Genomic DNA, 26296 nt, shown 5'->3' on the forward strand with positions numbered 1-26296 from the left:
CGAGGCACGGGGGTGACTGCGAAGTGGGCGTTGTCCGGGGGCCATTGGGCGACGGTGCTACCGGCACGTTTACGCCGGCGGGTGCCGACCGGGCGCTCCGCTCGCATGGAATGGCGCATGGAAGGGATGGTGTCGGGATTGCGCGGGTTGCGTGTGCGGTGGTCCTGCTCCACGCGCGGTGTTTCATGGGCCTGAAAGGTTCTCCCGGGTCTTCGTCCCGTGCGGCAGGATCGCCGGATGACCGTCCATGAGGAAGCTTCGTGGCAGGTTCCCGGCACGGCGGGGTCTTCGGTGGTGAGCAGCGACGGCGTCCCGGCGCCGGACCGGTTCGGTTGGTGGGCGGAGATGGTCGGCCGGCAGGTCATGCCCGTGTCCATTCGCAGCGCGCACTCGGCCCGGTTTTCCGGCGCCGCGCAAGCGGTGGAGGCGCCGCACACGCAGGTGACGGCCTTCGGCTTCTCGCCGATGACGGCGCGCCGCTCCGCGGTGCAGATCCGCCGCCACGATCCCGAGTGCTACTACCTGGTGCTGGTGCGCGGTACCCCGATCCGATTGGAGCAGAGCCGTCGTACCGCCTGTCTGGAGGCAGGCGGTATGACGCTGTTCTCCACCTCCCACCCGCTCGACTGCGACTTCACCGACGCCGGCCGCCGGACCCGGCTGACGCTGATGCGCCTGCCGCGCGGCACCCTCCCGCTCGCGGGCGGCCGTGCCGACCGGCTGCTCGGCGAACCCGTCTGCACCCGCACCGGACCGGCTTCGTTGCTCGCCTCCTACCTCGCGCAACTGCCCCGAGCCGCGCGCGGCAGTTCTCCCGGACACCTGGCCCGCCTGGGTGCCATCGGCGTCGACCTCGCCTCGACCGTGCTCGCGGCCGTTCTCGACGCCCATGGCACCCTGCCCGCCGCCACCCGAAAGGCGGCGCTGCTCGCTCGCGTGCGCGTGTTCATCGACCACCATCTGGCCGACCCCGCACTGCGGCCCGCCGCGATCGCCGCCCATCACCACATCTCCGTGCGTGCCCTCCACGAACTCTTCCGCGACGAACCGGAGTCCGTGGCCTCGACGATCCGGCGCCGCCGCCTGGAACGCTGCCACGCCGACCTGGCCGACCCGGCACTACGGCATCGCACCATCGGTGAGACCGCCGTGCGCTGGGGGCTCCGTCCCGGCGACCTCAGCCGGGCCTTCCGCGCCCTGTACGACACCACACCCCAAGAGGTCCGCACCCAGGCGCGGGACGCAGACGACCCGCGCGCTCCCTGCTGACCACCGGCGCACGCGGCCGCGTCCACGGAGTGGATCGCCTTTCCCGCAGCCACCTCCCGGAGGGTGCCCGGGACGCCTCGCCGGCGTCGCCGATCCCACGAGCGAACGGACGTCGGCGCTGCGTCCGCGAGCCGCCCGGTACCCACTTTTTTGTGGGTACTTGGCGGCGGGCGGCGGCGAGGAGAGGCTGGTTGCGGGCGGTCGAGAGGCCGCCGAAGCGGGCGAGACGTGGGGTGACGGATGGATCACGAGACCGGCTGGGTGCCGGCGAGCCGCTCCAGGCGGCGGTGCCCCCAGTCGGACAGGGGAGCGAGCGCGTCGGCGAGGTCGCGGCCGAAGTCGGTCAGCGAGTACAGGGTCTTCAACGGCAGCACGTCGTACACCTCACGGCGCACGATCCCGTCGTCCTCCATCTCGCGCAGCGCCTGAGTCAGCACCTTCTCGCTCAGGCCCGGCAGTCGCCGACGCAGTTCTCCGGGGCGCTGCGGGCCGAACTCCATGGCCCACAGCAGCGCGGTCTTCCACTTGCCGTCGATCACCGCGATCGCGGCCGTCACTCCGCAGACGTTCGTGTCCCGGGCCCGACTGCGCGTCATCTCGCCCCTCCATTCCCTGTCGTCGGTCGATCGTCGTCCGTCGACATTTCCACACGCTCCGTTTGTCCCGCTATTCCATTTGTTCCGCTTGTTTCACGGGAGTCGAATCATGTCCTCACACACCGAACAGTCTGCCGTCACCGTGCTCGGTCTGGGTCCGATGGGGCGAAGCCTGGCCGGCGCGTTCGTCGACGCCGGGCTGCGGACCACGGTCTGGAACCGGACGCCGGGCCGGGAACACGACCTGGTCGCGCGCGGCGCGATCGGTGCCGGGTCGCCCGAGGAGGCGGTCGCGGCAAGTGCGCTGACCGTGGTCTGCGTGGTCGACTACGACGCGGCGGATGCCGTACTGCGCCGCGCCGAAGTGGCCGACGCGCTGAAGGGGCACACGGTGGCGAACCTGACCGCCGACACGCCGGACAGGGCCCGCGATACCGCCGCATGGGCGGCCGAGCGGGGCGTCCGGTACCTGGACGGGGCGATCATGACGCCGACCACGACCATCGGAACGCCGGCGGGGGTGTTCATCTACAGCGGACCGGCGGACCTCTACCGCGAGCACCGGCCGGTACTGGACGCACTGGGCGGCACCCACACCCACCTCGGCGAGGACATCGGCCGGGCGGCGGCGTACGACGTCGCGCTACTCGACATCTTCTGGACCGCGATGGCCGGCTACGCGCACGCCCTCGCACTGGCGAAGGCGGAGGGCATCGGCGCGCGGGAACTGGCGCCGTTCGCCAAGGGCATCGGGGCGATCCTGCCCGCGATCATCGAGCAGTCCGCCGAGGAGGTGGACGACGGTACCTACTCCGGCGAGGGCAACCCGATCACGTCGGCGGCAGCGTCCATGGCGCACATCGTGCACGCCTCGGAAGCACACGGCATCGACGCCGGCGTGATGCGCGCGGCCGAGGGCATGGCCCGCCGCGCCATCGGACTGGGCCACGGCAGCGACGGGTTCACCCGGGTCGCGGAGATCCTGGGACGTCGCTGAGCCATGTCCGACGGAGCGCCGTGGGCTTGACGGTGTTCGGCGCGTGCGATCGCAAGGCGTAGGACCTCCCGGCCCTCGGCCACCTCGGCGAGTTCGACGACCACGTGGGCCGGCTTGTGTACTTGCGTGTGGAGGAGGGGCTCAATCGGATGGCGTGAGCGAGGAGTACACGCCGAACCATTGTTCGGCGCCGTACTCCTCGAACCGCTCCACCCCGGGTGAACCCCAGCTTCGCCGCGAGGCGCATCGCGCGGTCGTTGAACGTTTAGAACTCTCCCAGCCGTTCGCCGTGTTCGCCGTGATCGGTGAGGGCGGTGAGGGCGGTGAGGGCGGTGAAGGACCTGGGTCTCCGGTCGTTCTCCGGAACGGGTGCGGGTGGCTGCCGGTCTACTTCTCCGGAATATCGGGGGATGTACCGGATTTGTTTCTTTTGTCCTTTGGCTTGGTTTCGCCTTTCGGCTTCTTGGTCGAGCCTCGGGTCGGGGACTCGTCGCCGGCGGGTGAGGAGACCTGATTGTCGACGGGGCGGGTTGTGCCACGGGGCGGAGGGAGAGCGGTCGCGAGCGTGGGTGCTGCCGAGGACGTCGGGACGGAGGTTGTCGTCGGGGGGACGGTGGGTGGGGCGGGGGCCTGCGTCGAAGGCGGGAGGGGCGCGGTGGTCGGCGCGGGACGGCTGTTGTCCGCGTCCGAGGCGCTGTGGTCGTTCAGGACCGCCACGGTCGCCACGGTCGCGCTCAGGATGATGCCGGCCACCAGACCCGCGGTCGTCAGGTGACGTCGTCTCCGCTGCGCCGTCCCCGTACCTGATGCGGCCGACGGTGAGACCGAGACCGAGGCCGAGGCCGAGGCCGACGTCGACGGAAGGACCTCGGTGAGGGCAGCGTGGCCGTTCGCGACGACCGGTGTGCGCGGCGCGCCGGACGTGGGTCCGGACGATGACGCGGCGGCGTCGAGCAGGCGGACGCACTCGGCGGCGCCGGGCCTGGCGGCGGGATCGGCTCGCGTCATCGCCCCGATCGCGGACGCGAGTTCGCCAGGCACGTAGGAAGGGATGTGCGGCGAGCGCAGCGAGCGAGCCACGGCGGCCTCGAGGGAGGTGCCCGGGTATTCGCGTTCGCCCTTCAGCGCCTCCAGCAGGACCAGGCCGAGGGCGTGGATGTCGCACGCGGGCCCGGAGCCCTGTCCGAGGATCTGCTCGGGCGCGAGGTAAGGGATGGTGCCGACGATCGTGCCGGGCGTGGAGCGGGTGGGTTCGTCGACGAGGCGCGAGATTCCGAAGTCAGCCAGATACGGGGCGTCGCCGGGGCCGATCAGGACGTTGGACGGCTTCACGTCCCGATGCACGATGCCGGCCGCGTGCACGTATTCCAATGCCGAGGCCAGTCGTGCGCCGAGCCTGGCAACCCGGGCGCCGGTCAGGGGGCCGTCCAGGATGTGTTCCCGCAGGGTGCCACCCTTGATCAGGCGCATCACCACATACGTGCAACTCTCGTGCCAGCCGACATCGTGCACCGTGACGAGGGCAGGATGCGACAACCTGCCCAGCAACACCGCCTCCTGGCAGAACCGTTCCGCTGTCATCGCACACACGCCGGGTCGGAAGACCTTGACCGCGACCTCCCGCCGCAGTCGCAGATCGACCGCCCGGAAGACGTCGGCGGTACCGCCCGCGCCCAGCAATTGCCCCAGGCGATAGCGACCGTCGAGGATGCCGCCGCTACGCGGAGGGGGACGCCGTATTCGGCGCGGCAATGCCGTCATGCAATCTCCCCGGATAGGTCCCGACAACGCCCGGGTCCCTACCCACTCTTCGTCCCCCCATACCGATGCGCGACCCGCATGCCCACAACTCCATGCGCACGCACGGGGCATCCATGCTGCTACGGCACGTGCATGCGGCATCCGACATCGTCCGCCGCCATGTGTGGCTTTGGGTGCTTTTGCCGCGACCGTGGCTCGCCGGTGTCGGTGAGGACGGTCGTGCGACTCGGCCCGATGGTGACGTGCCATCAGCCCGGGCTGGGGCGCGGGGCGTGGGCGCACAGGTGGGGCCGGTGCACCGTTGTGACGTCACTCGTACGTGTGTTCCTAACATGTCGGCATGACCGATGTCGTGCCCGTCCCTCCGCAGTGTCCTTCTGCGCGCACCCTGCGCGGCGTCCGGGTCGGGTATGTGCGGCAGACCTCCTGTCCGTCCGACTTCGCCTTCGTGACCTTCGACTTCGCGCCGACCACCGGCTGGGGAGACGACTCGCTGTGGGTCGAGTTGGATCCCGAGGTACGCATCGTCGGCGACGCGCTGCCGGTTGCGTATCTGACCGCGTTCGTCGCCGGGATCGAGGAGGAGTGGGCGCTGCGGTACCCGGACGAGCGCCTGGTGGGGGCGCTCACGATCACCGAGGTCAGGCTGCACATGGTCGACTCGCACAAGGGCTCGTTCCGGATGGCCGGACGCAAGGCGGTCGACGCGATGCTCGCTCGCCTCCGATCCGATCCGGCCGGCCCCGCGGACCACACCGACCGAGAGGCTACCGCCGGGTAGGTTCGGGCCGGCCCGATCGAGGCGTCCTCCGCAAAGACCCGGCGCCGCAGGCTCAACGGGGCCGGCGACCGCCGAGCCGACGCGGCCCTCCACCGGACCGTCCTCAGCCGCCTGCGCCGGGCGGGCCCGGCCGGGGTCCGAGCACCCGGGAAGTGGCAGAGTGGGGGGATGACCAGCACTTCGTCGACTTCCGGCGGCTCCTCGGAACAACGCCGCGAAGCGCTCCGGGACTTTCTGCGGGATCGCCGGGCGCGGCTCACACCGGGCGACGTCGGATTGCCCCCCGCGGGCCGACGTCGTACCCCGGGGCTGCGCCGCGAGGAGGTGGCGGTGCTGGCCGGGGTAGGGGTGTCCTGGTACACGTGGCTCGAACAGGGCCGTGACATCTCCGTCTCGACCGAGGTGCTCGACGCGATCGCCGGTGCGCTGCGGCTGAGCGATCCGGAGCGCGTTCACCTCTATCTGCTCGCCGGCCTCAACCCGCCGCCCGCCGGCGGCGAGCCCGCGGCCGAGGTGACAGCCGAAATCCGGCAGTTGCTGGACGCGTGGGCCCCGCGGCCCGCGGTGCTGCGCGACCGCTCCTGGAACGTCCTGGCCTTCAACGACCCGGCACGCGCGGTCTTCGACTTCGACGGCACCGCCCGTAACTGTCTCGTCACGTACTTCACCAGTCCCCGCTACCGCGCGATCCCCGACCTGTGGGCGGCAGGAGCGCCCGCCGTGGTGGCCGCGTACCGCGCCGACGCGGCCCACGCGCCGGGCGACTCCGCGTTCGCACGGGTGGTCGACGGACTTCGCGACGCCAGCCCCGAGTTCGCCGAGCTGTGGGCCGGGCACGAAGTCGGCGCCCCCGCCCAGGCCGTGAACGCGCTGCGGCACCCGGAGGCCGGGGACCTGCACTTCGACGCGACGACGCTGACCGTCGCCGACCATCCGTACTGGAACGTCGTCCTGTACAACCCGCGGCCCGGCACGGACACCGAAGCCCGCCTCGCAACCCTGCGCCACCTGCGGCTCGCCACCCCGGCCTGACCTTCCTCGGGCGGAGCGCGCGGATCATCCTGGTGGTGCCACACCCACGATAAACGCGCACTGTATAGCCGCGAGCCGGCCCCGCACGCTGGATCCATGACGCACAACAGCACCCGCTTCGGCGGCAAGATCGTCCTCGTCACCGGCGGCACCAGCGGCATGGGCCTGGAGGCCGCCCGCAGGCTCCTCGACGAGGGTGCCCGGGTGATCGTCACCGGACGCGACAAGGTCCGCCTCGACAGCACCGTCGCCGACCTCTCCGTCGCCGCCACCCCCGCTTCCGCAATTGCCGACGCCCCTGCGGACCGCGGCGACCGCGTCCTCGGCATCTCCGGCGACGCGACCGACCCGTGCGACCTGGACGCCTTGTTCGCCGCGATCCGGGAACGCCACGGCCGCCTCGACGCGGTGTTCGCCAACGCGGGGATCGGGGCCTTCCAGCCCGTCGGCGAGGTTACCGAAGCCGAGTTCACGCGCGTCGTCGACGGCAACTTCAAGGCGGCGTTCTTCACCGTGCAGAAGGCGCTTCCGCTGCTTGCCGACGGGGGCGCGATCCTGATCAACGCGTCCTTCGCCGTGCACCACGGGGTCCCCAACACCGCGCTCTACACGGCCACCAAAGCCGCGGCGCACAGCCTGGCCCCGACCCTGGCCGCCGAACTGGCGCCGCGCCGCATCCGGGTCAATTCGGTGAGCCCCGGCTACACCGACACCCCGGCGTACCGCGCCGAGGCCTCCGACGAGGCGCGGGCCGGCGTCGGCGCGGTGGTCGCCGCAGGCCGCGTGGGCACCTCGGACGACATCGCCGCGGCGGTGGCCTTCCTGCTCTCCGACGAAGCGTCCTACATCAACGGCCAGGACATCGTCGTCGACGGCGGCCTCACCGCCGCCACCCCCGCCCAACTCCTCTGACCGCCGAGGGAATTTCGCAACCAGGGCGGGGCCGCGAATCCGACCTTGCCCGCAGCGTCCCCGCAGGGTTGCCGTGCCGGCCCTTCGCGCGGCATCCCGCGGGATCGATTGGCCGGGCGCCTCGTTCCCCGCCTCCATCCCTGCGCTCGGGCCGTGGTCGGCGAAGGTGCGAGGCCAGGGTTGTCTCGTGTTCGATTCGCCTGACTTCGATCTGGCACCGTACGCAGACTCCGACGTATCCGCCGTGCGGCGCACTTATTGCAGTTGGAGTGAGGCGGGCTGGCGTTCGCTGCTCGTGCAGTGCTTCGACCATGCGCCCGAGGTCGATCAGCTTCGGCTGCCCGGTGTCTGCGACCTGCATCTGGTGCTCTGTGTGGCCGGCGACGCGGTCATGCGGACACAGTCCGACGGGAGAGCGATCCGCAGTCGCCTGCTTCCCGGCAATCTGGAACTCGTGGTTCCCGGTCGGTCGAGCGTACGCACCTACCGGACGACGTCCGCCATGCGCACCATCCAGGTGCACATCCCGTCTGCGACCGTCGATCGAGCCGCCGCCCACCTGGGCGGTGCGGACCCGGACTTCGAAGCGCCGGCGGCTGCGGCGGGTGCGGGCGATCCGGTTGTCGAACATCTCTTGCGCGCGCTGCCCGCCGCCGGCGGTGCGAACGATCTGTATGCGGAATCGGCCGCCGCGTTCCTGGCTGCGCACCTGCTGACCCGGGGCTGGCAGGAACGCCTGCCGGGCCCCGAACACGCGGCGGTCCGGGTGGGCGTCGCCGTCATGCGCGACCGGATGGCCGAGCCGCTGACGCCGGCCGACATCGCCGCCGAAGCACACCTGAGCGTCTACCACTTCATCCGCGTCTTCCGGGAGGCGACCGGCGAGACACCGCATCGGTTCCTCACCCGGCTGCGGATCGAGCGAGCGCGGCAGTTGCCGGCCGACGGCACCCTCACCATCGGACAGATCGCCGAGCGTTGCGGTTTCGCGAGTCCCGGAGCGCTGTCCGCGGCTTTCCTGAGTCGGGTCGGCGTCCGGCCCTCGGTGTACCGCAATACCGATCGGTGATCGGGCACTGGTGGATGGGGGATGTGATGGGTCGTCGGCAAGGGTGTATCGCGGGTCCGACGGGTGATCGGCAAGGGTGCACCGCAAGATCCCACCGGTGATCGGCAATTCGGCGCATGTTCCCGGGCCGGACGCGTCGCTGGTTTCGGACGGAGTCATACGGCACCTCGTCGCCGCACCATCACATTCGCCGACGGACCCGGACGCGTCGGGTGTTCGCTCGGGTCGCGGCGTCGGGCCAACCGCGACACGGCGGTCGCGGTACCGCAGGATGGTCCGTTCGCGGGAGCGTGCGGCAGCGAACGAAAGGAATCGGATCTTGCGCAGCTACGACGCGACAGCGACTTCGACCGCATCTCCGGCCGTCGTCTGGCGCCTGGCCGCGTTCGGTTACGACGACGTGCGCGGTGTCGCGCGTAGGGCGCGGCCGGCGCCCGAGGGGTGGGGCGGCCGGCCGCGACGTGTCGACGGGGTCGTTCGGGCCCACACGCGAACACTCCGCGACACGACCCACGGTGTCGCCCGGCCGGCCGGCTGTCCGGAGCCGCGCCGGGGCCGGGCCACGGATTCACCCGATTCGGCGTGCCGATGCTCCGTCATCGACCGCTGCGGAGGCTTCCGAAGACTCGAGCGACCCGCCGATTCCGGCCGAGCCCGACTCCCGGCGGTCACGGGCGGACCCGAACACCCGGCCCTGCACCGCGAGGTCACGCCTGTGATCGGCGGGTCCGCGACACCGGGCCACCCGCCGAGCGACCGGCCGTCTCCAGCAACTCGATCATGCTGCCCTGGAATTCGGGAAGCATCCGCAACGCCACGACCCACGCGTCGACGTGATCGGCGAGGAACTCGTCGGTGAGTGCGCGCAACGTGCGATCGTAGGCGTCCGAGGTCGCGGGCCCGAGGGAGTGGAGGGCCTGCGACCGGGGCGGCGCCGCGGGCACCGACCCCCGCGGTGTCACCCGCGCACCCGGCGGGACCCGATGCCACCACGGACCGATGGCGCGATCGGCATCGGGGGTTCCTGTCGTCCGCAGGTCGAACCGGACCGCCTCCGCGCGGGACCGGAGTTCGTCGGGGCAACCGGGCTGATCGGCGAGGGTGAGGGCGCCGACCGGTCCCCACGGCCGCGCCTCGTCGGCGCGCAGTACCTCGTCCCATTCCAGCGTCGCTCGCGGGGACAGCAGCAGCAGATGCATTTCCGAGGGGTGGATGTACGCGGCGTAGTAGTAGTGCCCGTCGGGCAGGCCGACGTCGAGGTTGTGCAACCGCCGGACGAGAATCTGCCGCCGGGCTTTGAAGACGCTGAGCCGGTCGAGGATGGCCGGACCGTCGCGATGGGCGAACGCACGTGTCACCACGTCCCGATCGGCATCGTCCATGAGCGGTCCATGCCTCGTGAACAGCGCACGGCCGGCTTTCGGGCCCAGTGCGCCCAGCAGATTGTGGGCGGCGCGAAATGCGACGGATCGGGCGGTGGGAGGGCAACCGCGCACGATCAGCCCGCGCAGGCCGTGCACGATGTGTTCGGGATTCACCGATTCGACGAGCGCGTACCGTTCCGCCACCGTGCGGTCGTACGGAGAGCTGTCGAGCACGGCTCGGCCCGGGTCGGCGATCGCCATCACGCGCACCATCAGATCTCGATCGATGCGGGGATGGACGGCCAGGCGCCAGGCCAGTGGGCCGTCGGCGTGGTCGGCCAGTCGGCGCAGGGTCCGCGGCGCGACGGCCGGATTCTCGGCGAGCAGGTGGCGCGACGCGGGCGATCCGTGCGCGATCACCGCGTCGACAACGCGGGGATCCGGGGTGGCGGCTCCACCGAGGACGCCGCGCCGGATCTCCGCGCCGCACCGTTCCAGCACCGGCACCATCACCCGGCGCGGCGCGCGACTCAGCAGCGTGGCCCACTCGCTCATGCGTTCCCCCTCGACGGACGGCGTCAGGCTAGCCACCCGACCGAGCGAGCCGCACGTGCGTTTCCGCCACCCTCACTCGGTCCCGGCGGAGCGTCCTCGGCCGGGACTCCGGGTGACCGCTGCTCGGCCGGGGGCCGTGGTTCGCGCCATTGGGCCGCCCAGTGCGGCCAGGAGTCGCGCAGGTAGCAGGCGAAGGGAAGCCACCGGATCAGGTCGTTGGTGACGAGGATGATGCCGGACGCCGACGGCCATTGGCCCGAGGCGTACAGCCACAACCAGCCGAGCGGTCCGAGGATCTTGCCGACGAATCCGACGGCCGCGACGAGGAAGCCGTGCTCGGGGCGCAGCGCGACGTCGAGGTAGAGCATGCCGTAGAGGCCGAGCACCATGCCGAGGGTCGCGAAGATCTGCGGGTGTTCCTGCGGCGGCATGTCCGCGAAGCGGAAGAGCCACTGAGGGTCGATCGCGGCGTGGCAGCCCCAGGCGATGTTGTGGACGCCTGCGGCGGCGAACGTCCGTGCAGACGCCGACGCGGCATCGGTGGGAGGGTCGGATTCGGCGGCGGGGGGCGCAGCGGCATCCAACCAGGTCAACCGCGGTGTTAGTGTCCCGTGCATGGGGGAACAGCGGGTGGTCGTCGTGGGGGGAACCGGCTTTTACGGCCGGTATGTTGTGGATGACCTGCTGCGTCAGCCGCACGTCGCGGTGACCGTGGTCGCCCGGCGCCGGCCGGCCGAGGCTTTCGATTCGCCGCGCGTCGACTGGGCGATCGCGGACCACGCGGACGTACGGAGTCTGGCCCGGATCGTGGAGGGTGCCGCGGCCGTGGTGCACTGCGCCGGGCCCTTCCAGTCGATGGAGCCGGATGGCACGCCTCCCTGGGGGCCATTGCGGGCCGCGCTTGCCGCGGGTGTTCCGTACGTCGACATCAGCGAGGACCGGGCGTTCCGGCGCGGCGCGCTCGCGGCGGCGCGGTCGGCTTCGGTTCCGGTACTGATCGGGGCGTCGGTGGTCCCGGGGCTTCAGGCGTTGCTGGTGGCAGACATGGTGCGGGGCCTTCAACGGGTCGACGCCATCCGCTGCGCCGCGGCGCCGGACACTCGGCGTCACCGGGGACCGGCGATGTTCGCGGCCATGCTGCACGGTGCGGGGCTGCGTTTCGAGGCCCCGCGAGGTGGTGTACCGACGGTGGTGCACGGTTGGTCGGAGCCGGAGTGGGTGCGATTCCCGCCGCCGATCGGCAGACGACTGGTTCATCAGGTGTACGAGATGGCCGATCTGGACGTGCTGCCGGACCTGTTCGGGGCGCGCACGGTCAGCTTCAAGGCAGGTAGCGAATTCCCCATGCTGAACCGGGCCTTGGGGGCATTCGCGGTGGTCAGGGCGCGGACGGGCAGGCCCCGTCGTCCGCAGGAGTGGACGTCGGTGGTCCGCGGATTGTCCTGGCTCGCCGGGCGCGCGGGCGATGAGGCGGGGGCGTTCATGGTCGAGGTCGCCGGCGATCGGGACGGCCGTACGGTGACCCGCCGCGTGGGCATGACCGCGCGTCGGCACGGCGGTCGCATGCCCGCCCTGCTCGCGGGAATCGCGGTGGAGAGGCTCCTCACCGGCCGATTGAAGGCCGCCGGAGCCGTCCCCTTGGACAGTTGGCTGCCGCCAGGCGAGTTGTACGCGGCGCTCCTGGAACGTGACATACGTCTGTGGACCTCGTCGGACGACGACTGGCACCCACATTCCCTTTCTCGCGGCCTGGTTGGCGCGGTGCCGTAGCGCACGGACGCGGTGGGTCCGTGCGGAGCCCCTGTGGGGGCGGGAGCCTCGCGCGCCCATCGACGAAGAGGGTGGCGGTGGTTCGGGGCGCGGTCGTTCGTGTCGTCGGCCGCGTGTAGTTTCCGCCTCGGGGTTGGCTGAGGACTTCGGAGGCACGGTGTCGGAGAGTTTCCTGCCGGCCACGCGTATACCGAGGGCACGGCGGGATTTCGAGACGTGGTTGGACGCCCCCGTACCGGGGAACGGGATGTTGGCCAACCCCGGTGAGATGTTCACCGGTTGGTTCTGGGACGGCACCGGGTCGGACGACCGTTGGGCGCAGGTCGGGAAAGGGCGAACTCGGCGCGTCGACATGCGCGGCGGCGGTTGTGTCGTGGCGTGGGGAGGGCCGGTGCGGATCGCCGTGGGGCGTTCGCACCGGCCTTCGGGGGAGGGTCAGTTCGGGTGCTTCACCCATGGGGATTTGGCATACCCGCTGTCGACGTGGAACACCTGGGGGTTGCCGTACAGCTTGCGGACGCGGATCTTCCACACGGCCACGCCCTGCGGCGGCTGTACCACCAGGTCGAAGTCCGCCGGGCGCCCTGCCTGGCGCCACTGCGCGCACGCCTCGACGCAGGCGGCCACCAGTTCGGTGAAGTACTTCGTGAGCTTGACGATCGAGGGCGTCTTCCCGGTCTCCTCTTTCATGTGTTTCAGACAGACCAGGTCGGTTTCCATGCTCGCGGTGCAGAACGCCCGCGGAACCCACGACTCGTGGATGGGGATCCAGGTCAGCGCGGTGACCCCGCCGGGAAGCTGGATCTCCGTGTAGCCGAGCTTGTTGATCGTGGCGCACACGACATCCCAGTCGACGCCGCGCCACGCGAGTACGTTGACCGCCTTGGACAGTTCGAGCGCGGTCGACTTCGCCGGCATTCGCTTCTTGAGCGCGGCGAGGATCGTGTTGTTCCGGCAGTGCGCGAGGACCTGCGCGATCTCCTCCGGCTCCAGGCCCGCGATGCACACCAGCCACGGCTTGCCGTAGAACGTGACCATCGAGGTGCACGCCTCCAGTGCGAGTGTCCCCATCGTGGACAGGCACGTGAACCGGCCGACGACCTCGGGCCGTACCAGGCTCACGCTGCCGGACAGATTCAGGCTTGCCGTGACGACCGCGCTGATCGGCGCGGCGCACACGTTGGTGATCCGCTGCTTCTGCTGGTCCTCGGAGAGCGTGTAGGACGTGCCGAGTTGCACGTCGATCTGCGCGCCGAGGTGGACCGTGGTGACCTGGAGCAGGGGCAGGGCGACGTTGCGGTGCTTGACCAACGGGGCGGTGAGCGGTTCGAGGATCACGGTGAGCTGGAACGAGCCGATGTCCAGTAGGGCGGCGTCCGCATCGGCGACGATCGTGGCGAGGTCGTCGAACGCCGCGGTGTACGAGGCCAGCGTGGTCGTGCGGTGCAGTTCGACGGTGGTCGAGCGCTGGGCGAACGCCGCCAGCTTGGCGTTCGCGCCCGGCAGCGCGGCCAGGAGGCCGATCATCAGCTTGGTGGGCGAGGTGAACGCTCCGAGCCGGTCCCTGGTGGCGGTCTTGAGTCGTGCGCCGGTCACGTCGGCGCTCATGATGTCGTCGTGCCGGACCGACAGCAGTTCCTCGAGGGCGTCCTCGACGGAAGCTTCGAAGTGGACCTTCAGGTCCTCGAACACCCCCAGCGCCAAGTGGTCGATGAGCGCGACCATCTGGGCCTTCCACAGCGCCCGGCGCACCGGGTCGGCGAGGTGCGCGAGTTGCGCGTCCACCTGCTGGTTGGCGTTGTCCTTCCACTTCTGCATGGCGCTGTTCGCCTGGCCCCGCAGCACCGCGTGCAACGCGGGCTTCAGTTCCGCCTCGTTCGCGGGCCGTTCGGGTGGAGTACCGTCTGCCCCACCGATCGTGTGCTCGGTCATTGCCGCACCCCCCAATCCCCCGCCGCGCGCTCGACGCCACGACGAGACGAGGTCGCGGCGGGCGGCGGCGTCGACAATTCTGACAGCACATCAACTCCCTACGGGACAAGATGCGTTGATCCGATACGGCCAGGTGTTCGGCGAGCTCTTCGCCCCTGGTCCGGCATCGGTGTCGCCGGCCGCTGCCGCGCGAATGGTGGCCCCGCGGCCCCGCGGCCATGGCGTCGAGGGCGCTCCGCCGGCGTGACTCCGGGAGGACGCCGATCTCGCCGGCGGCTCCATGGGCGCCTTGCAGGAGTCGGCCGTTGAGGACGATCCCCGTGGTGATGTGGCGACCCGCGACGACGTTGACCGCCGGCCTGCCCGACAAGGCCGCCGCCGGCGTCGCCGACCTGATCACCGGCAGGAAGAACGCCGACCACAGTTCGGCTCGTTCCTCGTCCGGGAGTGGGCCAAGGCCAAACGGTACGGACGGTCTGCCCGCCGCCACGCAGCAGTACCGGATCGCGCTACGTCGCTGACACCGCCCGTCGCCCGCGGACGGCATCGCGAGGGTGTCCAACTCCGTTCTTGACGACCGGGGTTGGACACCCCGACTCCGTCGTTCGCGCCGAGGTTCGGGCCCGGGTTCGTGCGGTGATGGTCCGTCAGGAGGCGGCCGGATCCACGGGATCGACCACGACGAGTTCTTCGATGTGTTCGTTCAGTTGCTCGCGTGCTTCCTGGGGCAGGCCCGTGTCCATGATCAGCGTGTCCGCGTCGCCGAGTCGGGCGATCGTGCTGATCCCGATCAGGCCCCACTTGGTGTGGTCGGCGACCACGACCAGACGGCGGGCGGCTCGCACGAGGGCGTGATTGGTCTCCGCCTCCAGCAGGTTGGGCGTGGTGAATCCGACGCGCGGGCTGATGCCGTGGACGCCCAGCATGAGCATGTCGACGTTGAGGCTGCGTAACGCCGCGACCGCGACGGGACCCACCAGCGCGTCCGACGGCGTGCGCACGCCACCCACGATCACCACGGTCTGATCGGATCGGCCGGATTGGTGGAACACGTCCGCGACCGGAATCGAGTTGGTGACCACCGTGAGCCCCGGAACGTCGACGAGTTGCCGCGCCAGTGTCCAGGTCGTCGTCCCAGCCGACAACGCGATGGCGCTGTTCGGCGCGACCATTGCCGCCGCACGCCGGGCTATCGCCTCCTTCTCCGCGGCCTGCAGCCCGGACTTGGTCACGAAGCCCGGTTCCTCGGTCGAGCTGCCGTCCCTCGACGTGGCGCCGCCGTGCACTTTGACGATCAGACCCTGCGCGGCCAGTACTTCGAGGTCGCGTCGAATGGTCATGTCCGAGACCCCGAATTTCCGCACCAGCGTCGCGACGCGGACGGAACCCTGATCGGCGACCATTTCCAAGATCGTGTTTTGTCGCTGACGTGCCAGCATTGCCGATCCTCCCGCCCGTAGGTAACCAACATATTCCAACATAGCAGTGTTCGTTTCCCGCGCCGCGCTCTGCCTATCGGAAAGATCCTTTGTGCGCACCCTTTCCTGTCGGGTGGAGGCCGCGGCAAGAGTATTTACCAAACCGAGTCTTGTTGGTTAATGTTGGAACTGCTAGATATGTGAGTCGCATTACGAGTGAATACCGCGCCTTCATGTTCGATTGCAAGATCGACTTTTCCGAGCGCAAGAGGAGTCCACCTCGAGAATCTCCCGTTTCGGCAGGTCGGAGCGCTTCCGTCGAGGGGAGCGAAGCATGACGGCCGGGCATGTGGACGCATCGACCATCGAACATGCGCGGTTCTCCCGGACCGCCGACATTCACAGGGGCTGACCATGACGCACCACAGACGCACCCGGCGGAGGGCCGCGATGGTGGCGGCGTTCGCATTCGCCGTGGCGCTCACGGCCTGTTCGTCCGGCAAGGACGAGAACAAGTCCGGATCGCCCTCGGGCCCACCGGTTTCCTTATCCGGCACCATCAAGATCGCCTATTTGCAGAAGCAAGGTGACCAGCAGTACTTCGTGGACGAGGCGGACGGCGCCCGCGCGAAGGCCAAGGACCTCGGGGTCGACCTCAAGGTCGTCAACCTCGGAAACGACACCAACAAGGCCGTCAGCGAGGTTCAGGCGGCAATGGCGCAGAAGTACAACGGGATCGTGATCGTCGTGCCCGACCCCGCGGTGGGACCGCAGGTCGTCGACATCGCCACGCGGGGCGGCGCACCGCTGCTCGCGTCCGACGACCAGATCTGCGTCGGCGGGGCCGATCCGACCAAATGCGCCAAGGACAAGCTGGTTCCGCGCGTGGGCTTCAGCGGTCCCCAGATGGGCACGCAGGTGGGCCGGCGAGCGGCCGAGGAATTCAAGAAGGCGGGCTGGACTCCGGCCGACACCGCGATCATCGCCGCCTGGAAGCAGGACGTGACGGTCTGCACCGATCGGGTCGAGGCCGCCCACGAGGCGTTCAAACAAGCGACCGGCGCGGACGTCAAGGTGCTCAAGGTCGGCACCGACAACACGCCGCCCGACGCGCAGAACAAGACGGCGGCCACGGTGAGCGGCAACCGATCGGTGAAGCACTGGATCGTGTGGGGTTGCAACGACGAGAACGTCAGTGGCGCGGTCACCGCGCTGCAGAACGGCGGCTATGGATCCGAGGACGTGATCGGCGTCGGACTGGGCGCCCATCTGGCGTGCAAGGACTGGGGTTCCGGCAAGCCGAGCGGAATGAAGGCCGCGTTGTTCATCAATGGCCACGAGGTCGGCGGCCTCGCCGTGCAGACCATGGTCGATCGGCTCAGGAACGGCAAGCCCTTCCCCGCCGAGGCGTTCGCGACCACCAAGATGGTCGACCCGTCGAACTGGCAACAATCCGGCCTCAAGTGCACGTGACCCGGTTCGGCTCGCGGCCGCGTCGACCAGCCCGCCGCCACCCCTGACGGCACCGCCCGGCACGAGTCGCGGCGACCCGGGCGCCCACACGGGTCGCCGCGACCTCCCGAACGCCCTCGAGGTCCAGTCATGACGAAAAGCCCACCCCTCGACCTCCCGGGCCCCGCGCTCGCCGTCGAGAACATCCACAAGGACTTCGCCGGAGTCCACGCACTGCGCGGCATCACGCTGGACTTCCCCCGCGGCACCGTCACCGCGCTGATGGGGGAGAACGGCGCCGGGAAGTCCACCCTGATCCGGATCATCAACGGCGACCATCGACCCGGCGACGGCCGCGTCCTCGTCGCCGGCACACCACGCGAACTCCACAGCCCCGCCGACGCCCGCAGGCACGGGATCCGCGTGATCGCGCAGGAGCCCGAGATCGTCCCGCACGTCAGCGTGGCCGAGAACGTCTACATCGGCGCGCTGCCGCGCAAGACGGGCCGCATGCTCGACCGAGGCACGCTGTACCGGCGCATGCGCGCCGACCTCGAACGCCTGGGATTCGCACACGCCATCGCCCCCGAGGCGCTCGGTTCCCAACTCTCGCCCGCGCAGCGCCAACTCGTTGAAATCCTGCGCGCGCTGACCACCGAGGCCACCGTCCTGGCCTTCGACGAACCGACCTCGTCGCTGTCCGAACACGAGGTGGACGCGCTCTTCGACCTCATCCGGCGACTCCGCGACCAGGGTCTCGCCATCATCTACGTCTCGCACCGCATGCAGGAGATCTTCCGACTCGCGGACCGCATCGCCGTCCTGCGCGACGGCGAACTCGCCGGCGTACGCGACGCCTCGCGCACAGACGAGGGCGAGGTCGTACGCCTCATGGTCGGCCGCGACCTGTCGGCCCTGTTCGCCCGCAGACGCAGCGCGCGCGACCGCGTCGTCCTGGACGTCCGCGACCTCACCAGCGAACACGTGTCGAACGTGAACCTGGAGGTACGCGAGGGCGAGGTCGTTGCCCTGGCCGGTCTGGTCGGCGCCGGGCGATCCGAACTGGCCGCCGCCCTCGTGGGAGACCTGCCGATCCGCTCCGGCGAGGTACGCGTCGAGGGTCGGCCGCTCCGGCTGCGCATTCCCCAGGACGCCGTTCGGGTGGGCATCGGGTACGCACCCGAGGAACGCAAGGCCCAGGCGCTGTTCATGACCGGCTCGGTCCGGCACAACATCAGCGTCGCGGTCCTCGACCGCCTGCGTCGCTTTCGATTCGTCAGCTCGCGTCGCGAACGAAGCCTCGCGCAGGAGTTCGTCGACCGCCTCGAAGTGCGCACCCCCTCCATCGACCACGAGGTGCGCAAGCTGTCCGGCGGCAACCAGCAAAAGGTCGTCCTGGCCCGCTGGCTCGCTCGTCGACCCAAGATCCTGATCCTGGACGAACCCACCCGCGGCATCGACATCGGTGCCAAGGCGGAAATCTACCGTCTCATCGACGAGTTGGCCGGGGCCGGTGTCGCCATCCTCGTCATCTCCTCCGAACTGCCCGAGGTGCTCGGTCTCGCGGATCGCATCGTCGTGATGCAAAACGGCGGGATCACCGGCGAACTCGACCGCGCGGACGCCGACGAGGAGAGCATCCTCGCCCTCGCCATGGCATACGACCTCGCCGAACCGACCCAGGGGAACCCGTCATGACCACCACGACCAACGCGCCGCCGCCGATGCCCGCCACCACCACCGGCGGCCACGCCCGGGCGTGGCCCCGACGCGTCGCCACGGCCGTCGGCGCGCAGAACACCAGCCTCATCGGTGCGCTCATCGTCGTCGTCGGCACGTTCGCCTGGCTCGACGACGGCTACCTCACCACCGCCAACATGACCGTGATCGGCGACACGGTCGCGGTGACCGGCCTGCTCGCGGTCGTACAGACCGTCGTCATCATCTGCGGCGCGCTCGACATCTCGGTCGGCTCGCAGGCGGGCATCGCGTCCGTCGTCAGCGCCATGGCGTTCACCTCGACCGACGGCAACGCGGCCCTGGGCGTTCTCGCCGCGGTCGGCGTCGGCATCGCGGCGGGCGTGGTCAACGGCATCGTCATCGTGTACGGGCGGGTCAACCCCGTCATCGCCACGCTGGCCACCCTCGCCGCGTACAAGGGTGTCGCCCAACTGCTGGCGGGCGGCCGCGCACAGGGCTACGTGCTCGGCGACGACTTCTTCATCTTCGTCGCCCGCGGCAAGATCCTCGGACTGTCCGTCCAGATCTGGACGTTGTTCGTGGTCGCCGTGGCCGTGCACGTCCTGCTCAAGTACACCGACATCGGCCGCAACATCTACGCCATCGGCGGCAACGACACCGCGGCCCGCCTAGCCGGCATCAACATCAACAAGTACCTGGTGGCCGTGTACGCCCTCGCCGGCGTCGTCGCGGCGATCGCCGGAGTCATCCTGACCGCGCGCACCGGTTCCGGCCAGCCGACCTCCGGCAGCGAAGGACTGGAACTCAAGGCCATCACCGCGGCCGCACTCGGCGGCTGCGCCCTCAAGGGCGGCAAGGGCGGCATCGGCGGCACACTCCTCGCCGTCTTCCTCCTCGGCGCCCTCGAAAACGGCCTCAACGTCGTCGGAGTCAACTCCTTCTGGCAAAACGTCGCCCAAGGGGCGCTCCTCGTCGTCGCCGTCGTCGTCCAACAACGGCGCAACGGGGAACGCGCCGTCGGATTGCCCACATAGGCACCGACGTTGCCGCTCGCAGGGTGGTCCACGGGCGGGAGCAGGAGTCGCCACGGGGGCCGGCCCAGGCGTGGGGCGGCGTCGACATCGGATCCGGTGACACGGAGTAGCAACGACGCGGGCCGCCTCCCGCACCCCGTCCGCGTACTTCGACATCGCGTCGGCGCCCGCCGGCGGATCGGATCGTCGGTTACCCACTGTTCTCATTGCGTTCAGCGTGAGGTGGCAGATCGGCCCGGTTCGAGCCTGTTGACTGAGGCCGGTGTGCTCGGACGGGGACGCAGGCAGGCCGCATGGCCTCGGGGGAGAAGGGACCGTGGTGGGTAGGTCTGGGCGGAGCGCAATGCGGCGACACATCATCGACCGGGCGGTCGAACGGGAGTTCCACAGTGCGTGGATGCTCGCGGACCTGGCCGAACACGACTTCGAGGTCACCTTCGCCACGGTGAATCCGCTGCTGCGCCGGATGGAGGCGGACGGCGTGCTGATCGCCGAGCGTCGCGAGATCGCGGGACGCGCTCGGCGGATGTACCGGGCATCCGAGGCGACGCGGACGGAATTGGCCGAGGAGCGGCGGGCGCTCGCCGAGGCGATTCGTGAGGTGTTGCCCGCCGGTCGACCCGGCCGATCCCAGGCGCCGGTCGAGTAGTTCGCGCCGGTCGCGAAGCGGTCGGTCGGTCGGCGATACGACGCACCGGGGTCGGATGCCGGGCTGCCCGGGCTCACCCTCACCCTCACCTTGACCCTGACCCCGACTCGGACCGCCGGCCGGTGCCGGCAGAACGAGCCGGGGGAGAGGGCCGGCCGCTCCCACCGCCGTATCGCGCCGGTGACCCGCAGTAACGCGGGCACAGGGCAGCCACCGCGTTGGGACGCGGCCCGTGATCTATCGTGGGTGGGGAACGTCCGTGCGCCGTTCGCGCCGGTGGACGGAGGCAGCGCACCGCGCCCGGGCGCTTCGGGAGACTTATACGGAGCCGGTGCCGTCGCGGCGATGAGTCTGCCGACTCCCACAGGTCTACCTCCCCACCGAGACAACCGACTCATCGGGAGCAGGACATGGGACTCATCCACATCGAGATGTTCGCAACCCTCGACCTGGTCGGGCAGTCGCCCGGCGGCCCCGACGAGGACCCGGTGGGGTTCCCGTTCGGCGGCTGGCAGGCGCCCCTGCTGGACGAGGTCGCCGGGGCGCAGATCGGTGCCGCGTACGAGGGCACGGATGCCCTGCTGCTCGGCCGGCGGACGTATGACATCTTCGCCGCCTACTGGCCGCACCAGGAGGGCGGCGAGGACAACGAGATCGCCACGCTCTTCAACAGCGTCCCGAAGTACGTGGCCTCCCGCGGCAGGCCCGACCTCTCGTGGGCCGGGTCCACGCAACTCGGTCCGGATCTCGCCGACGCGGTACGCGAGATCCGGGGCCGGCACGAGCACGTGAAGGTCGTCGGGAGCCTGAACCTGGTGCAGAGCCTCCTGCGCGAGAAGCTCTTCGACCGTCTCGACCTCTGGGTGCATCCAATCGTGCTGGGCGTCGGGAAGAAGGTGTTCGACGCCGGCGCGGTGCCCACGAACCTCACCCTCCTCGAACCGCCGGCGGCCGGTCCGCAGGGCACCGTGTACCTGCGCTACGGGCTCGCCGACGGCACGCCCGGGACCGGGGACATGAGCGCACCCGATCGAGGTGTCGGGCGCGAGGACTGAAGCCGCCCCTCGCCGGGTGACCTCGCGGCCTTCGGGAACACGGCTGTCGTGTTGGCGTTGACGCCGACGTCAAGGCGTAGCGTCCTCGAGCGATTGCCATCGCCAACGAGGAGAACGGAAACCACGTCGATGACCACCACGGCGAACCCGGCCGACCGCGCCGCGCTGATCGAGTGCGATCAGGACTTCTTCCGGGCGCTGGTCGCCGCGGACGGTGCGCGCCTGGACGAACCAACGACCGACGATTTCATCCTCGTCGGCGTCGGCGACGGTGTTTCGGTCACCAAGGCCGTGCTGCTGGAAGCCGTCGTTTCCGGCGCCGTGCGATTCCCGGCCGTGCGGTCCTTCCCGGACGAGGCCGTCGTTCGGCGCATCGGCGATGTGGGTGTCATCGTCGGCCGGACGAGCATGGACTTCACGCGGACCGACGGTTCGTCCTTCACTGCCGCAAGCCGCTACACCCACGTCTTCTCGGTTCGCCACACCGGCGGATGGCGCCTGCTTTCCGCACAGGGCACGGAGATCAAACCCGGTACGTGAACGCGGCGGCCGGAACTCTCGTCGGCGACACGGGTCGTCGTTATCCCGTGAGCCTGTCCGTTGCGACAAAAGACGAAAGGCAAGGAAATCGCTCTCCTTGCCTCTCCCAAGTTATAGCGCACAGGGGGACTTGCGGCAAGGCCCCGGTGGTGCCGCAGAATCCTCGACCGAGGCTACCACCTGCGGAAATGGGCACGACACAGGTGGGTTGCCGTCGCCCTCCGGGGATGCGGTGACGTCCGTCCGACGGTGGACCTCGCCAAGTGATCGCGGGCGGGACTCGTCGGAGAGAACAACCACCGATGAGGACGTGCCCGACAAGCGGTTCGACAGAGCCGGACGAGCCGGTGATCCGACCGGCCGATGCGGGGCAATGGGGCACGGTGGCTGCCTCGGAGGGATGGCAATGATCGAGCAGTACGTGTTGGACCTGCAAGAGATCGACGAGACGCAGGTCGCGGTCGTCGGCGGCAAGGGCGCACACCTGGGCGGACTGTCGCGGATCGAGGGCATCCGCGTGCCGACCGGCTTTTGCGTGACGACGGACGCCTTCCGCCGGATCATGGCGCAGGCGCCGTCGATCGAGGATCGGCTCGATCTGCTGTCACGCGTGGACCCGGACGACCGGGAGGCGATCCGTACACTGAGCGCGGAGATCCGGCGGACCATCGAAGGGATCACCGTCCCGAGCGATCTCGCGACGGCGATCACCGGCGCGCTCGCGCGATTCGGCGAACAGGCCGCCTACGCCGTGCGATCGAGCGCGACGGCGGAGGACTTGCCCACGGCCTCCTTCGCGGGCCAGCAGGACACGTACCTCAACGTCGTGGGTCCGACGGCGATCCTCCGGCACGTCAGCCGGTGCTGGGCCTCGCTGTTCACCGAACGGGCCGTGACCTACCGCCGGCGCAACGACATCGACCACCGCACGGTCCACATGGCCGTGGTCGTGCAGCGGATGGTCTTTCCGCACGCGTCGGGCATCCTGTTCACGGCCGACCCCGTCACGGGCAACCGGAAGGTCTCCACCGTGGACGCCGGCTTCGGCCTCGGCGAGGCCCTGGTCTCCGGCCTGGTGAACCCTGACGTGTTCAAGGTGCGGGACGGCGAAGTCGTCGCCAGGACGATCGCCGCCAAACAGCGTGCCGTGCAGGCCCTGTCGGCCGGCGGTACGCGGGAAGTGGCGGTCGACGTGCGGCGGCAGGAGGAGCCGGCGCTGACGGACGCGCAGGTCGTGCGGCTCGTCCGACTCGGGCGGCGGATCGAGGCGCACTTCGGCCGTCCGCAGGACATCGAATGGTGTCTGAACGACGACGACTTCCGGATCGTCCAGAGCCGGCCGATCACGACGCTGTTCCCCATCCCCGAGATCGGCGACCAGGAGAATCGCGTCTACGTCTCGGTCGGTCATCAGCAGATGATGACCGACCCGATGAAGCCCCTGGGGCTCTCGATGTGGCGGCTGATGGCCATGGCGCCGATGCACGAGGCCGGCGGGAGGTTGTTCGTCGACGTCACCCGGGCCGTGGCCTCGCCCGAGGGCCGCGCCGGCCTCCTGGAGATGGTGGGTAGGGGCGATCCGCTGACCGGGGACGCGTTGGCGACCGTCCTGGACCGCGACGACTTCGTCCCGTTGCTCCCGGACGCGGGCCCCGGCGGGCCGCCGGCCGGCGACCCGCCCACCCCGATCGAGACCGATCCGGCCATCGTCACCGAGTTGATCGAGCGCAGCCGGGCGTCCATCGCCACCCTGAGGTGCGAGATCCGGACGAAGACCGGACCGGCGCTGTTCGACTACCTGGCGGAGGCCTTCCAGGAGCACAAGCGAGTCCTCGGTGACCCGCTGAGCATGCGGGTGATCATGGCGGGGATGGAAGCCACCTGGTGGCTCAACGACAAGTTGCGGGAGTGGCTGGGGGAGAAGAACGCGGCCGACACGCTGACGCTGTCCGCTCCCGACAACGTCACGTCGGAGATGGGACTGGCGCTGCTCGACGTCGCGGACGTGATCCGCCCGCATCCGGAGGTGGTGGCGTTCCTGCGGGGCGTCGAGGACGAGGGCTTCCTGGACGAACTGGCGAAGCTCGCGGGCGGGCGGGAGGCGCGCGACGCCATCGAGGCCTACCTCGATCGGTACGGGATGCGCTGCGTCGGCGAGATCGACATCACCAGGCCGCGTTGGCGCGAGCGCCCCACCGCGCTGGTGCCCGTGATCCTCGACAACGTCCGGAACTTCGAGCCGGGCGCCGCCGAACGGCGCTTCGAGCAGGGGCTGCGGAAGGCGCGGGAGAAGGAGCGGGACGTGCTGTCCCGCTTGCGGGCCCTGCCGGACGGGGAGCACAAAGCCGACGAGGCCAAGCGGATGATCGACCGGGTCCGCACCTTCATCGGGTACCGCGAGTACCCGAAGTACAACATCATTTGCCGCTTCTTCGTCTACAAGCAAGCCCTGCTGGCGGAGGCCGAGCGCCTGGTGCGGGCCGGCGTGCTCCCCGAGCGGGAGGACGTCTTCCACCTCACGTTCGGGGAGTTCCACGACGTCTCGCGCTCGAACCGGCTGGATGACCGGCTCGTCCGGCTCGTCCGCGAACGCAAGGACGCGTTCCGGTCGTACCACGCGCTCACACCGCCCCGGGTGCTCACCTCGGAGGGCGAGGCCGTCACCGGGGCGTACCGGCGTGAGGATGTGCCCGCCGGGGCCCTGGTCGGCCTGCCGGTGTCCGCCGGGACGATCGAGGGGAGGGCCCGCGTCATCCATGACATGTCGGAGGCCGATCTCGAAGCGGGCGACATCCTGGTCACGGCCTTCACGGACCCCAGTTGGTCGCCCCTGTTCCTCGGAATCGCCGCACTGGTGACGGAGGTCGGCGGCTTGATGACCCACGGCGCGGTGATCGCCCGGGAGTACGGCCTGCCCGCCGTCGTGGGTGTGGAGCAGGCCACTCGCCTGATCCGCGACGGACAACGGATCCGGGTACACGGAACCGACGGCTACGTCGAGATCCTGCCTTGATCGACCGTCGGCGGATGGCGGTCCGCCATCGACGCCACTCCGCCGCTGCCCATGAACCGCGGCAAAGGGAGGGCTTCGGGGCCCCGACGACGCCGGTGTCTTGCTCAGCGAAGCTCTCCGGTGATGATCCACAGGTGGCCGAACGGGTCGCGGATGCGGCCCGAGCGCTTCCCGTACGGCCGATTCTCGATCGTCACGACCACCTCGGCGCCGTGGGCCGTCATCCGTTCCCCGACCTCGTCCGGGTTGTCGACTTCGATCTCCAGCAGGACCGCGGAGCCGCCCAGATCACGTGGGGAGACCCATCCCCATGCCGAGACAGCGGGTGAGACCCGGAAGGACGACCCGCCGAGGCGGTGCTCCACGACGGTGGGCCGGCCATCGTCGCCCGGCGCACGGAACACCTCCTCGGCGCCGAGGACATCCTGGTAGAAGGCCGACGCACGGTCGGGGTCGGACACGATCAGGCGAGGGAGAATCCGGAGCTGCGTCATGCGTCGATCATCAAGCCGGGCGGCGGTGGAGTCTTGAACGTTTGGGAACGAGCCCGGCCCGATCGCGCGTCAACCGGACGCGGGCGCTTCGCCGAGTGAGTGGTCGGGGGCCGACGGGCCTTCGGCGCGCAGCCACTCGGTGGGTGTGCACCCGGCCATGGCCCGCCACTCCCGGGAGAGATGCGCCTGATCGGCAAATCCCGACGCGGCGGCCACGTCCGCCAGACCGACTGCGGCGGTGTCGACGGCCGCGAGCCGACGCCGGGCGGTTTCGAAGCGGACCAGACGCTGGTACTCCTTCGGCGTCACCCCGCACTCCGTACGGATCCTGCTGCTGAGGTGCCGTCTCGAACATCCGATCCGCCGGGCGGCCTCATCCACCCGGGTGGTGCGGGACAGGGCCGCGAGCATGGCGCGCAGTTCGTCGGCGTTCTCGCCGTCGCCGTGCCGGGCGAGGCCGCCGAGCAGGGCGTGTTCGACGAGCGCGCGACGTTGCGGCCAGGTCCGGCAGGCCGCCATCCGCTCCGGAAGGTCCGCCAGGGCGGGGACCACGTCGGCGAGATCGACGACGTGATGGGCCAGAGCAGACGCCGGCAGCCCCAGCAACGCGCCGGCGCCCAGCGGGCTGAGCGTCACGTACACGCCGCGGGTGCAGCCTCTTTGCCGCAGCTCGGCCGCGTCCATGTGCAGGCCGGCCACGACGGCGCGGTGGCGATTGCGCGAGGCGGAACGCGCGACCCACCCGATCTCGAGAGAATCGTCCTCGGGGATGGTGATCGACAGGGTGGAGGAGGGAAGCCCGCGGTGGACACCGGCCGGGCCCGGCCCGAGATCGTACGCGGCCAGCGTCGCCACGAACGGTCTCAGAGGGGAGTTTCGCCTGATCACCGAACCAGCCTCTC

23 protein-coding genes and 1 pseudogene are annotated in these 26296 nt (G+C 70.1%); 15 read left to right on the forward strand and 9 right to left on the reverse strand.

Features of this window, described 5'->3' with window-relative positions; translation table 11 throughout:
• Window positions 1-237: 237 nt before the first annotated feature.
• Window positions 238-1269 (forward strand): helix-turn-helix domain-containing protein, encoded by a 1032-nt coding sequence (locus tag ACIRL2_RS41970; RefSeq protein ID WP_402239607.1) that lies wholly within the window; start codon window positions 238-240, stop codon window positions 1267-1269.
• A 245-nt stretch (window positions 1270-1514) separates the two neighbouring features.
• Here ACIRL2_RS41970 and ACIRL2_RS41975 read toward each other — a convergent pair whose 3' ends face one another.
• Window positions 1515-1865, reverse strand: a complete 351-nt coding sequence (locus tag ACIRL2_RS41975; RefSeq protein WP_402239609.1) for a winged helix-turn-helix transcriptional regulator — start codon at window positions 1863-1865, stop codon at window positions 1515-1517.
• A gap of 109 nt (window positions 1866-1974) precedes the next feature.
• Between ACIRL2_RS41975 and ACIRL2_RS41980 the strand changes: the two genes are divergently transcribed.
• Window positions 1975-2862, forward strand: a complete 888-nt coding sequence (locus ACIRL2_RS41980; protein WP_402239611.1) for an NAD(P)-dependent oxidoreductase — start codon at window positions 1975-1977, stop codon at window positions 2860-2862.
• Window positions 2863-3003: 141 nt separating this feature from the next.
• Here the strand turns inward: ACIRL2_RS41980 and ACIRL2_RS41985 are convergent.
• Together ACIRL2_RS41985 and ACIRL2_RS41990 are read right to left on the reverse strand one after the other, a co-directional pair.
• Window positions 3004-3127, reverse strand: a pseudogene (locus tag ACIRL2_RS41985) (GNAT family N-acetyltransferase); the annotation flags it as partial.
• 122 nt (window positions 3128-3249) lie between these two features.
• Window positions 3250-4623: a serine/threonine-protein kinase gene (locus tag ACIRL2_RS41990; RefSeq protein WP_402239614.1), complete on the reverse strand. Its 1374-nt coding sequence runs from the start codon at window positions 4621-4623 to the stop codon at window positions 3250-3252.
• A gap of 340 nt (window positions 4624-4963) precedes the next feature.
• Between ACIRL2_RS41990 and ACIRL2_RS41995 the strand changes: the two genes are divergently transcribed.
• The 4 genes from ACIRL2_RS41995 (at window position 4964) to ACIRL2_RS42010 (ending at window position 8417) form a co-directional block, all read left to right on the forward strand.
• On the forward strand, window positions 4964-5404 hold the full coding sequence (locus tag ACIRL2_RS41995) for a hypothetical protein (RefSeq protein ID WP_402239616.1): 441 nt from the start codon (window positions 4964-4966) through the stop codon (window positions 5402-5404).
• Window positions 5405-5572: 168 nt separating this feature from the next.
• Window positions 5573-6436, forward strand: coding sequence for a helix-turn-helix transcriptional regulator (locus tag ACIRL2_RS42000; RefSeq protein ID WP_402239617.1), 864 nt, complete (start codon window positions 5573-5575; stop codon window positions 6434-6436).
• A gap of 96 nt (window positions 6437-6532) precedes the next feature.
• Window positions 6533-7348: an SDR family NAD(P)-dependent oxidoreductase gene (locus ACIRL2_RS42005; protein ID WP_402239619.1), complete on the forward strand. Its 816-nt coding sequence runs from the start codon at window positions 6533-6535 to the stop codon at window positions 7346-7348.
• A 187-nt stretch (window positions 7349-7535) separates the two neighbouring features.
• Window positions 7536-8417 (forward strand): helix-turn-helix domain-containing protein, encoded by an 882-nt coding sequence (locus tag ACIRL2_RS42010; RefSeq protein WP_402239620.1) that lies wholly within the window; start codon window positions 7536-7538, stop codon window positions 8415-8417.
• A 707-nt stretch (window positions 8418-9124) separates the two neighbouring features.
• Here ACIRL2_RS42010 and ACIRL2_RS42015 read toward each other — a convergent pair.
• Window positions 9125-10336: a hypothetical protein gene (locus tag ACIRL2_RS42015; RefSeq protein ID WP_402239623.1), complete on the reverse strand. Its 1212-nt coding sequence runs from the start codon at window positions 10334-10336 to the stop codon at window positions 9125-9127.
• A 23-nt stretch (window positions 10337-10359) separates the two neighbouring features.
• A complete protein-coding gene (locus ACIRL2_RS42020) occupies window positions 10360-10929 on the reverse strand; it encodes a hypothetical protein (protein ID WP_395860005.1) in 570 nt (189 codons plus the stop codon).
• A gap of 22 nt (window positions 10930-10951) precedes the next feature.
• Between ACIRL2_RS42020 and ACIRL2_RS42025 the strand changes: the two genes are divergently transcribed.
• Entirely contained in the window at window positions 10952-12106 is a 1155-nt protein-coding gene (locus tag ACIRL2_RS42025) for a saccharopine dehydrogenase NADP-binding domain-containing protein (RefSeq protein ID WP_395860003.1), read from the forward strand.
• A gap of 435 nt (window positions 12107-12541) precedes the next feature.
• Here the strand turns inward: ACIRL2_RS42025 and ACIRL2_RS42030 are convergent, their stop codons facing one another.
• On the reverse strand, window positions 12542-14038 hold the full coding sequence (locus tag ACIRL2_RS42030) for a hypothetical protein (RefSeq protein ID WP_395860001.1): 1497 nt from the start codon (window positions 14036-14038) through the stop codon (window positions 12542-12544).
• Window positions 14039-14343: 305 nt separating this feature from the next.
• On the opposite strand from ACIRL2_RS42030, the gene ACIRL2_RS42035 reads away from it, so the two are divergent.
• Window positions 14344-14559: a hypothetical protein gene (locus ACIRL2_RS42035; RefSeq protein WP_402239627.1), complete on the forward strand. Its 216-nt coding sequence runs from the start codon at window positions 14344-14346 to the stop codon at window positions 14557-14559.
• Between the two features lie 126 nt (window positions 14560-14685).
• Here ACIRL2_RS42035 and ACIRL2_RS42040 read toward each other — a convergent pair whose 3' ends face one another.
• On the reverse strand, window positions 14686-15477 hold the full coding sequence (locus tag ACIRL2_RS42040; protein WP_395859997.1) for a DeoR/GlpR family DNA-binding transcription regulator: 792 nt from the start codon (window positions 15475-15477) through the stop codon (window positions 14686-14688).
• A gap of 393 nt (window positions 15478-15870) precedes the next feature.
• On the opposite strand from ACIRL2_RS42040, the gene ACIRL2_RS42045 reads away from it, so the two are divergent.
• From ACIRL2_RS42045 to rph, 7 genes are all read left to right on the forward strand, one after another.
• Window positions 15871-16929: a substrate-binding domain-containing protein gene (locus ACIRL2_RS42045; protein ID WP_402239630.1), complete on the forward strand. Its 1059-nt coding sequence runs from the start codon at window positions 15871-15873 to the stop codon at window positions 16927-16929.
• Between the two features lie 129 nt (window positions 16930-17058).
• Entirely contained in the window at window positions 17059-18606 is a 1548-nt protein-coding gene (locus ACIRL2_RS42050; RefSeq protein WP_402239632.1) for a sugar ABC transporter ATP-binding protein, read from the forward strand.
• Window positions 18603-19643, forward strand: coding sequence for an ABC transporter permease (locus ACIRL2_RS42055; protein WP_402239635.1), 1041 nt, complete (start codon window positions 18603-18605; stop codon window positions 19641-19643). Before ACIRL2_RS42050 ends, ACIRL2_RS42055 begins: the two co-directional genes overlap by 4 nt.
• Before the next feature lie 343 nt (window positions 19644-19986).
• Window positions 19987-20292: a PadR family transcriptional regulator gene (locus ACIRL2_RS42060; protein ID WP_395859990.1), complete on the forward strand. Its 306-nt coding sequence runs from the start codon at window positions 19987-19989 to the stop codon at window positions 20290-20292.
• Between the two features lie 410 nt (window positions 20293-20702).
• Window positions 20703-21347, forward strand: coding sequence for a dihydrofolate reductase family protein (locus tag ACIRL2_RS42065; RefSeq protein WP_402239638.1), 645 nt, complete (start codon window positions 20703-20705; stop codon window positions 21345-21347).
• A 48-nt stretch (window positions 21348-21395) separates the two neighbouring features.
• A complete protein-coding gene (locus ACIRL2_RS42070) occupies window positions 21396-21887 on the forward strand; it encodes a nuclear transport factor 2 family protein (RefSeq protein ID WP_395859987.1) in 492 nt (163 codons plus the stop codon).
• A 406-nt stretch (window positions 21888-22293) separates the two neighbouring features.
• Window positions 22294-24900, forward strand: coding sequence for a rifamycin-inactivating phosphotransferase (gene rph, locus ACIRL2_RS42075; protein ID WP_395859985.1), 2607 nt, complete (start codon window positions 22294-22296; stop codon window positions 24898-24900).
• A 104-nt stretch (window positions 24901-25004) separates the two neighbouring features.
• Here rph and ACIRL2_RS42080 read toward each other — a convergent pair whose 3' ends face one another.
• Both ACIRL2_RS42080 and ACIRL2_RS42085 read right to left on the reverse strand, forming a co-directional pair.
• Window positions 25005-25394, reverse strand: a complete 390-nt coding sequence (locus tag ACIRL2_RS42080) for a VOC family protein (RefSeq protein WP_395859983.1) — start codon at window positions 25392-25394, stop codon at window positions 25005-25007.
• Window positions 25395-25463: 69 nt separating this feature from the next.
• Window positions 25464-26282, reverse strand: coding sequence for a helix-turn-helix domain-containing protein (locus ACIRL2_RS42085; protein WP_402239642.1), 819 nt, complete (start codon window positions 26280-26282; stop codon window positions 25464-25466).
• Window positions 26283-26296 lie beyond the last annotated feature (14 nt).

This window comes from Embleya sp. NPDC127516 (assembly GCF_044765325.1).
Taxonomy (GTDB): Bacteria; Actinomycetota; Actinomycetes; order Streptomycetales; family Streptomycetaceae; genus Embleya.

Excerpts from the sequence above, each read along its gene's own strand:
- ACIRL2_RS41970 (WP_402239607.1), top strand. The coding sequence starts at position 238 with ATGACCGTCCATGAGGAAGCTTCGTGGCAGGTTCCCGGCACGGCGGGG.
- ACIRL2_RS41975 (WP_402239609.1), bottom strand. The coding sequence starts at position 1,865 with ATGACGCGCAGTCGGGCCCGGGACACGAACGTCTGCGGAGTGACGGCC.
- ACIRL2_RS41980 (WP_402239611.1), top strand. The coding sequence starts at position 1,975 with ATGTCCTCACACACCGAACAGTCTGCCGTCACCGTGCTCGGTCTGGGT.
- ACIRL2_RS41990 (WP_402239614.1), bottom strand. The coding sequence starts at position 4,623 with ATGACGGCATTGCCGCGCCGAATACGGCGTCCCCCTCCGCGTAGCGGC.
- ACIRL2_RS41995 (WP_402239616.1), top strand. The coding sequence starts at position 4,964 with ATGACCGATGTCGTGCCCGTCCCTCCGCAGTGTCCTTCTGCGCGCACC.
- ACIRL2_RS42000 (WP_402239617.1), top strand. The coding sequence starts at position 5,573 with ATGACCAGCACTTCGTCGACTTCCGGCGGCTCCTCGGAACAACGCCGC.
- ACIRL2_RS42005 (WP_402239619.1), top strand. The coding sequence starts at position 6,533 with ATGACGCACAACAGCACCCGCTTCGGCGGCAAGATCGTCCTCGTCACC.
- ACIRL2_RS42015 (WP_402239623.1), bottom strand. The coding sequence starts at position 10,336 with ATGAGCGAGTGGGCCACGCTGCTGAGTCGCGCGCCGCGCCGGGTGATG.
- ACIRL2_RS42025 (WP_395860003.1), top strand. The coding sequence starts at position 10,952 with ATGGGGGAACAGCGGGTGGTCGTCGTGGGGGGAACCGGCTTTTACGGC.
- ACIRL2_RS42030 (WP_395860001.1), bottom strand. The coding sequence starts at position 14,038 with ATGACCGAGCACACGATCGGTGGGGCAGACGGTACTCCACCCGAACGG.
- ACIRL2_RS42040 (WP_395859997.1), bottom strand. The coding sequence starts at position 15,477 with ATGCTGGCACGTCAGCGACAAAACACGATCTTGGAAATGGTCGCCGAT.
- ACIRL2_RS42045 (WP_402239630.1), top strand. The coding sequence starts at position 15,871 with ATGACGCACCACAGACGCACCCGGCGGAGGGCCGCGATGGTGGCGGCG.
- ACIRL2_RS42050 (WP_402239632.1), top strand. The coding sequence starts at position 17,059 with ATGACGAAAAGCCCACCCCTCGACCTCCCGGGCCCCGCGCTCGCCGTC.
- ACIRL2_RS42055 (WP_402239635.1), top strand. The coding sequence starts at position 18,603 with ATGACCACCACGACCAACGCGCCGCCGCCGATGCCCGCCACCACCACC.
- ACIRL2_RS42060 (WP_395859990.1), top strand. The coding sequence starts at position 19,987 with ATGCGGCGACACATCATCGACCGGGCGGTCGAACGGGAGTTCCACAGT.
- ACIRL2_RS42065 (WP_402239638.1), top strand. The coding sequence starts at position 20,703 with ATGGGACTCATCCACATCGAGATGTTCGCAACCCTCGACCTGGTCGGG.
- rph (WP_395859985.1), top strand. The coding sequence starts at position 22,294 with ATGATCGAGCAGTACGTGTTGGACCTGCAAGAGATCGACGAGACGCAG.
- ACIRL2_RS42080 (WP_395859983.1), bottom strand. The coding sequence starts at position 25,394 with ATGACGCAGCTCCGGATTCTCCCTCGCCTGATCGTGTCCGACCCCGAC.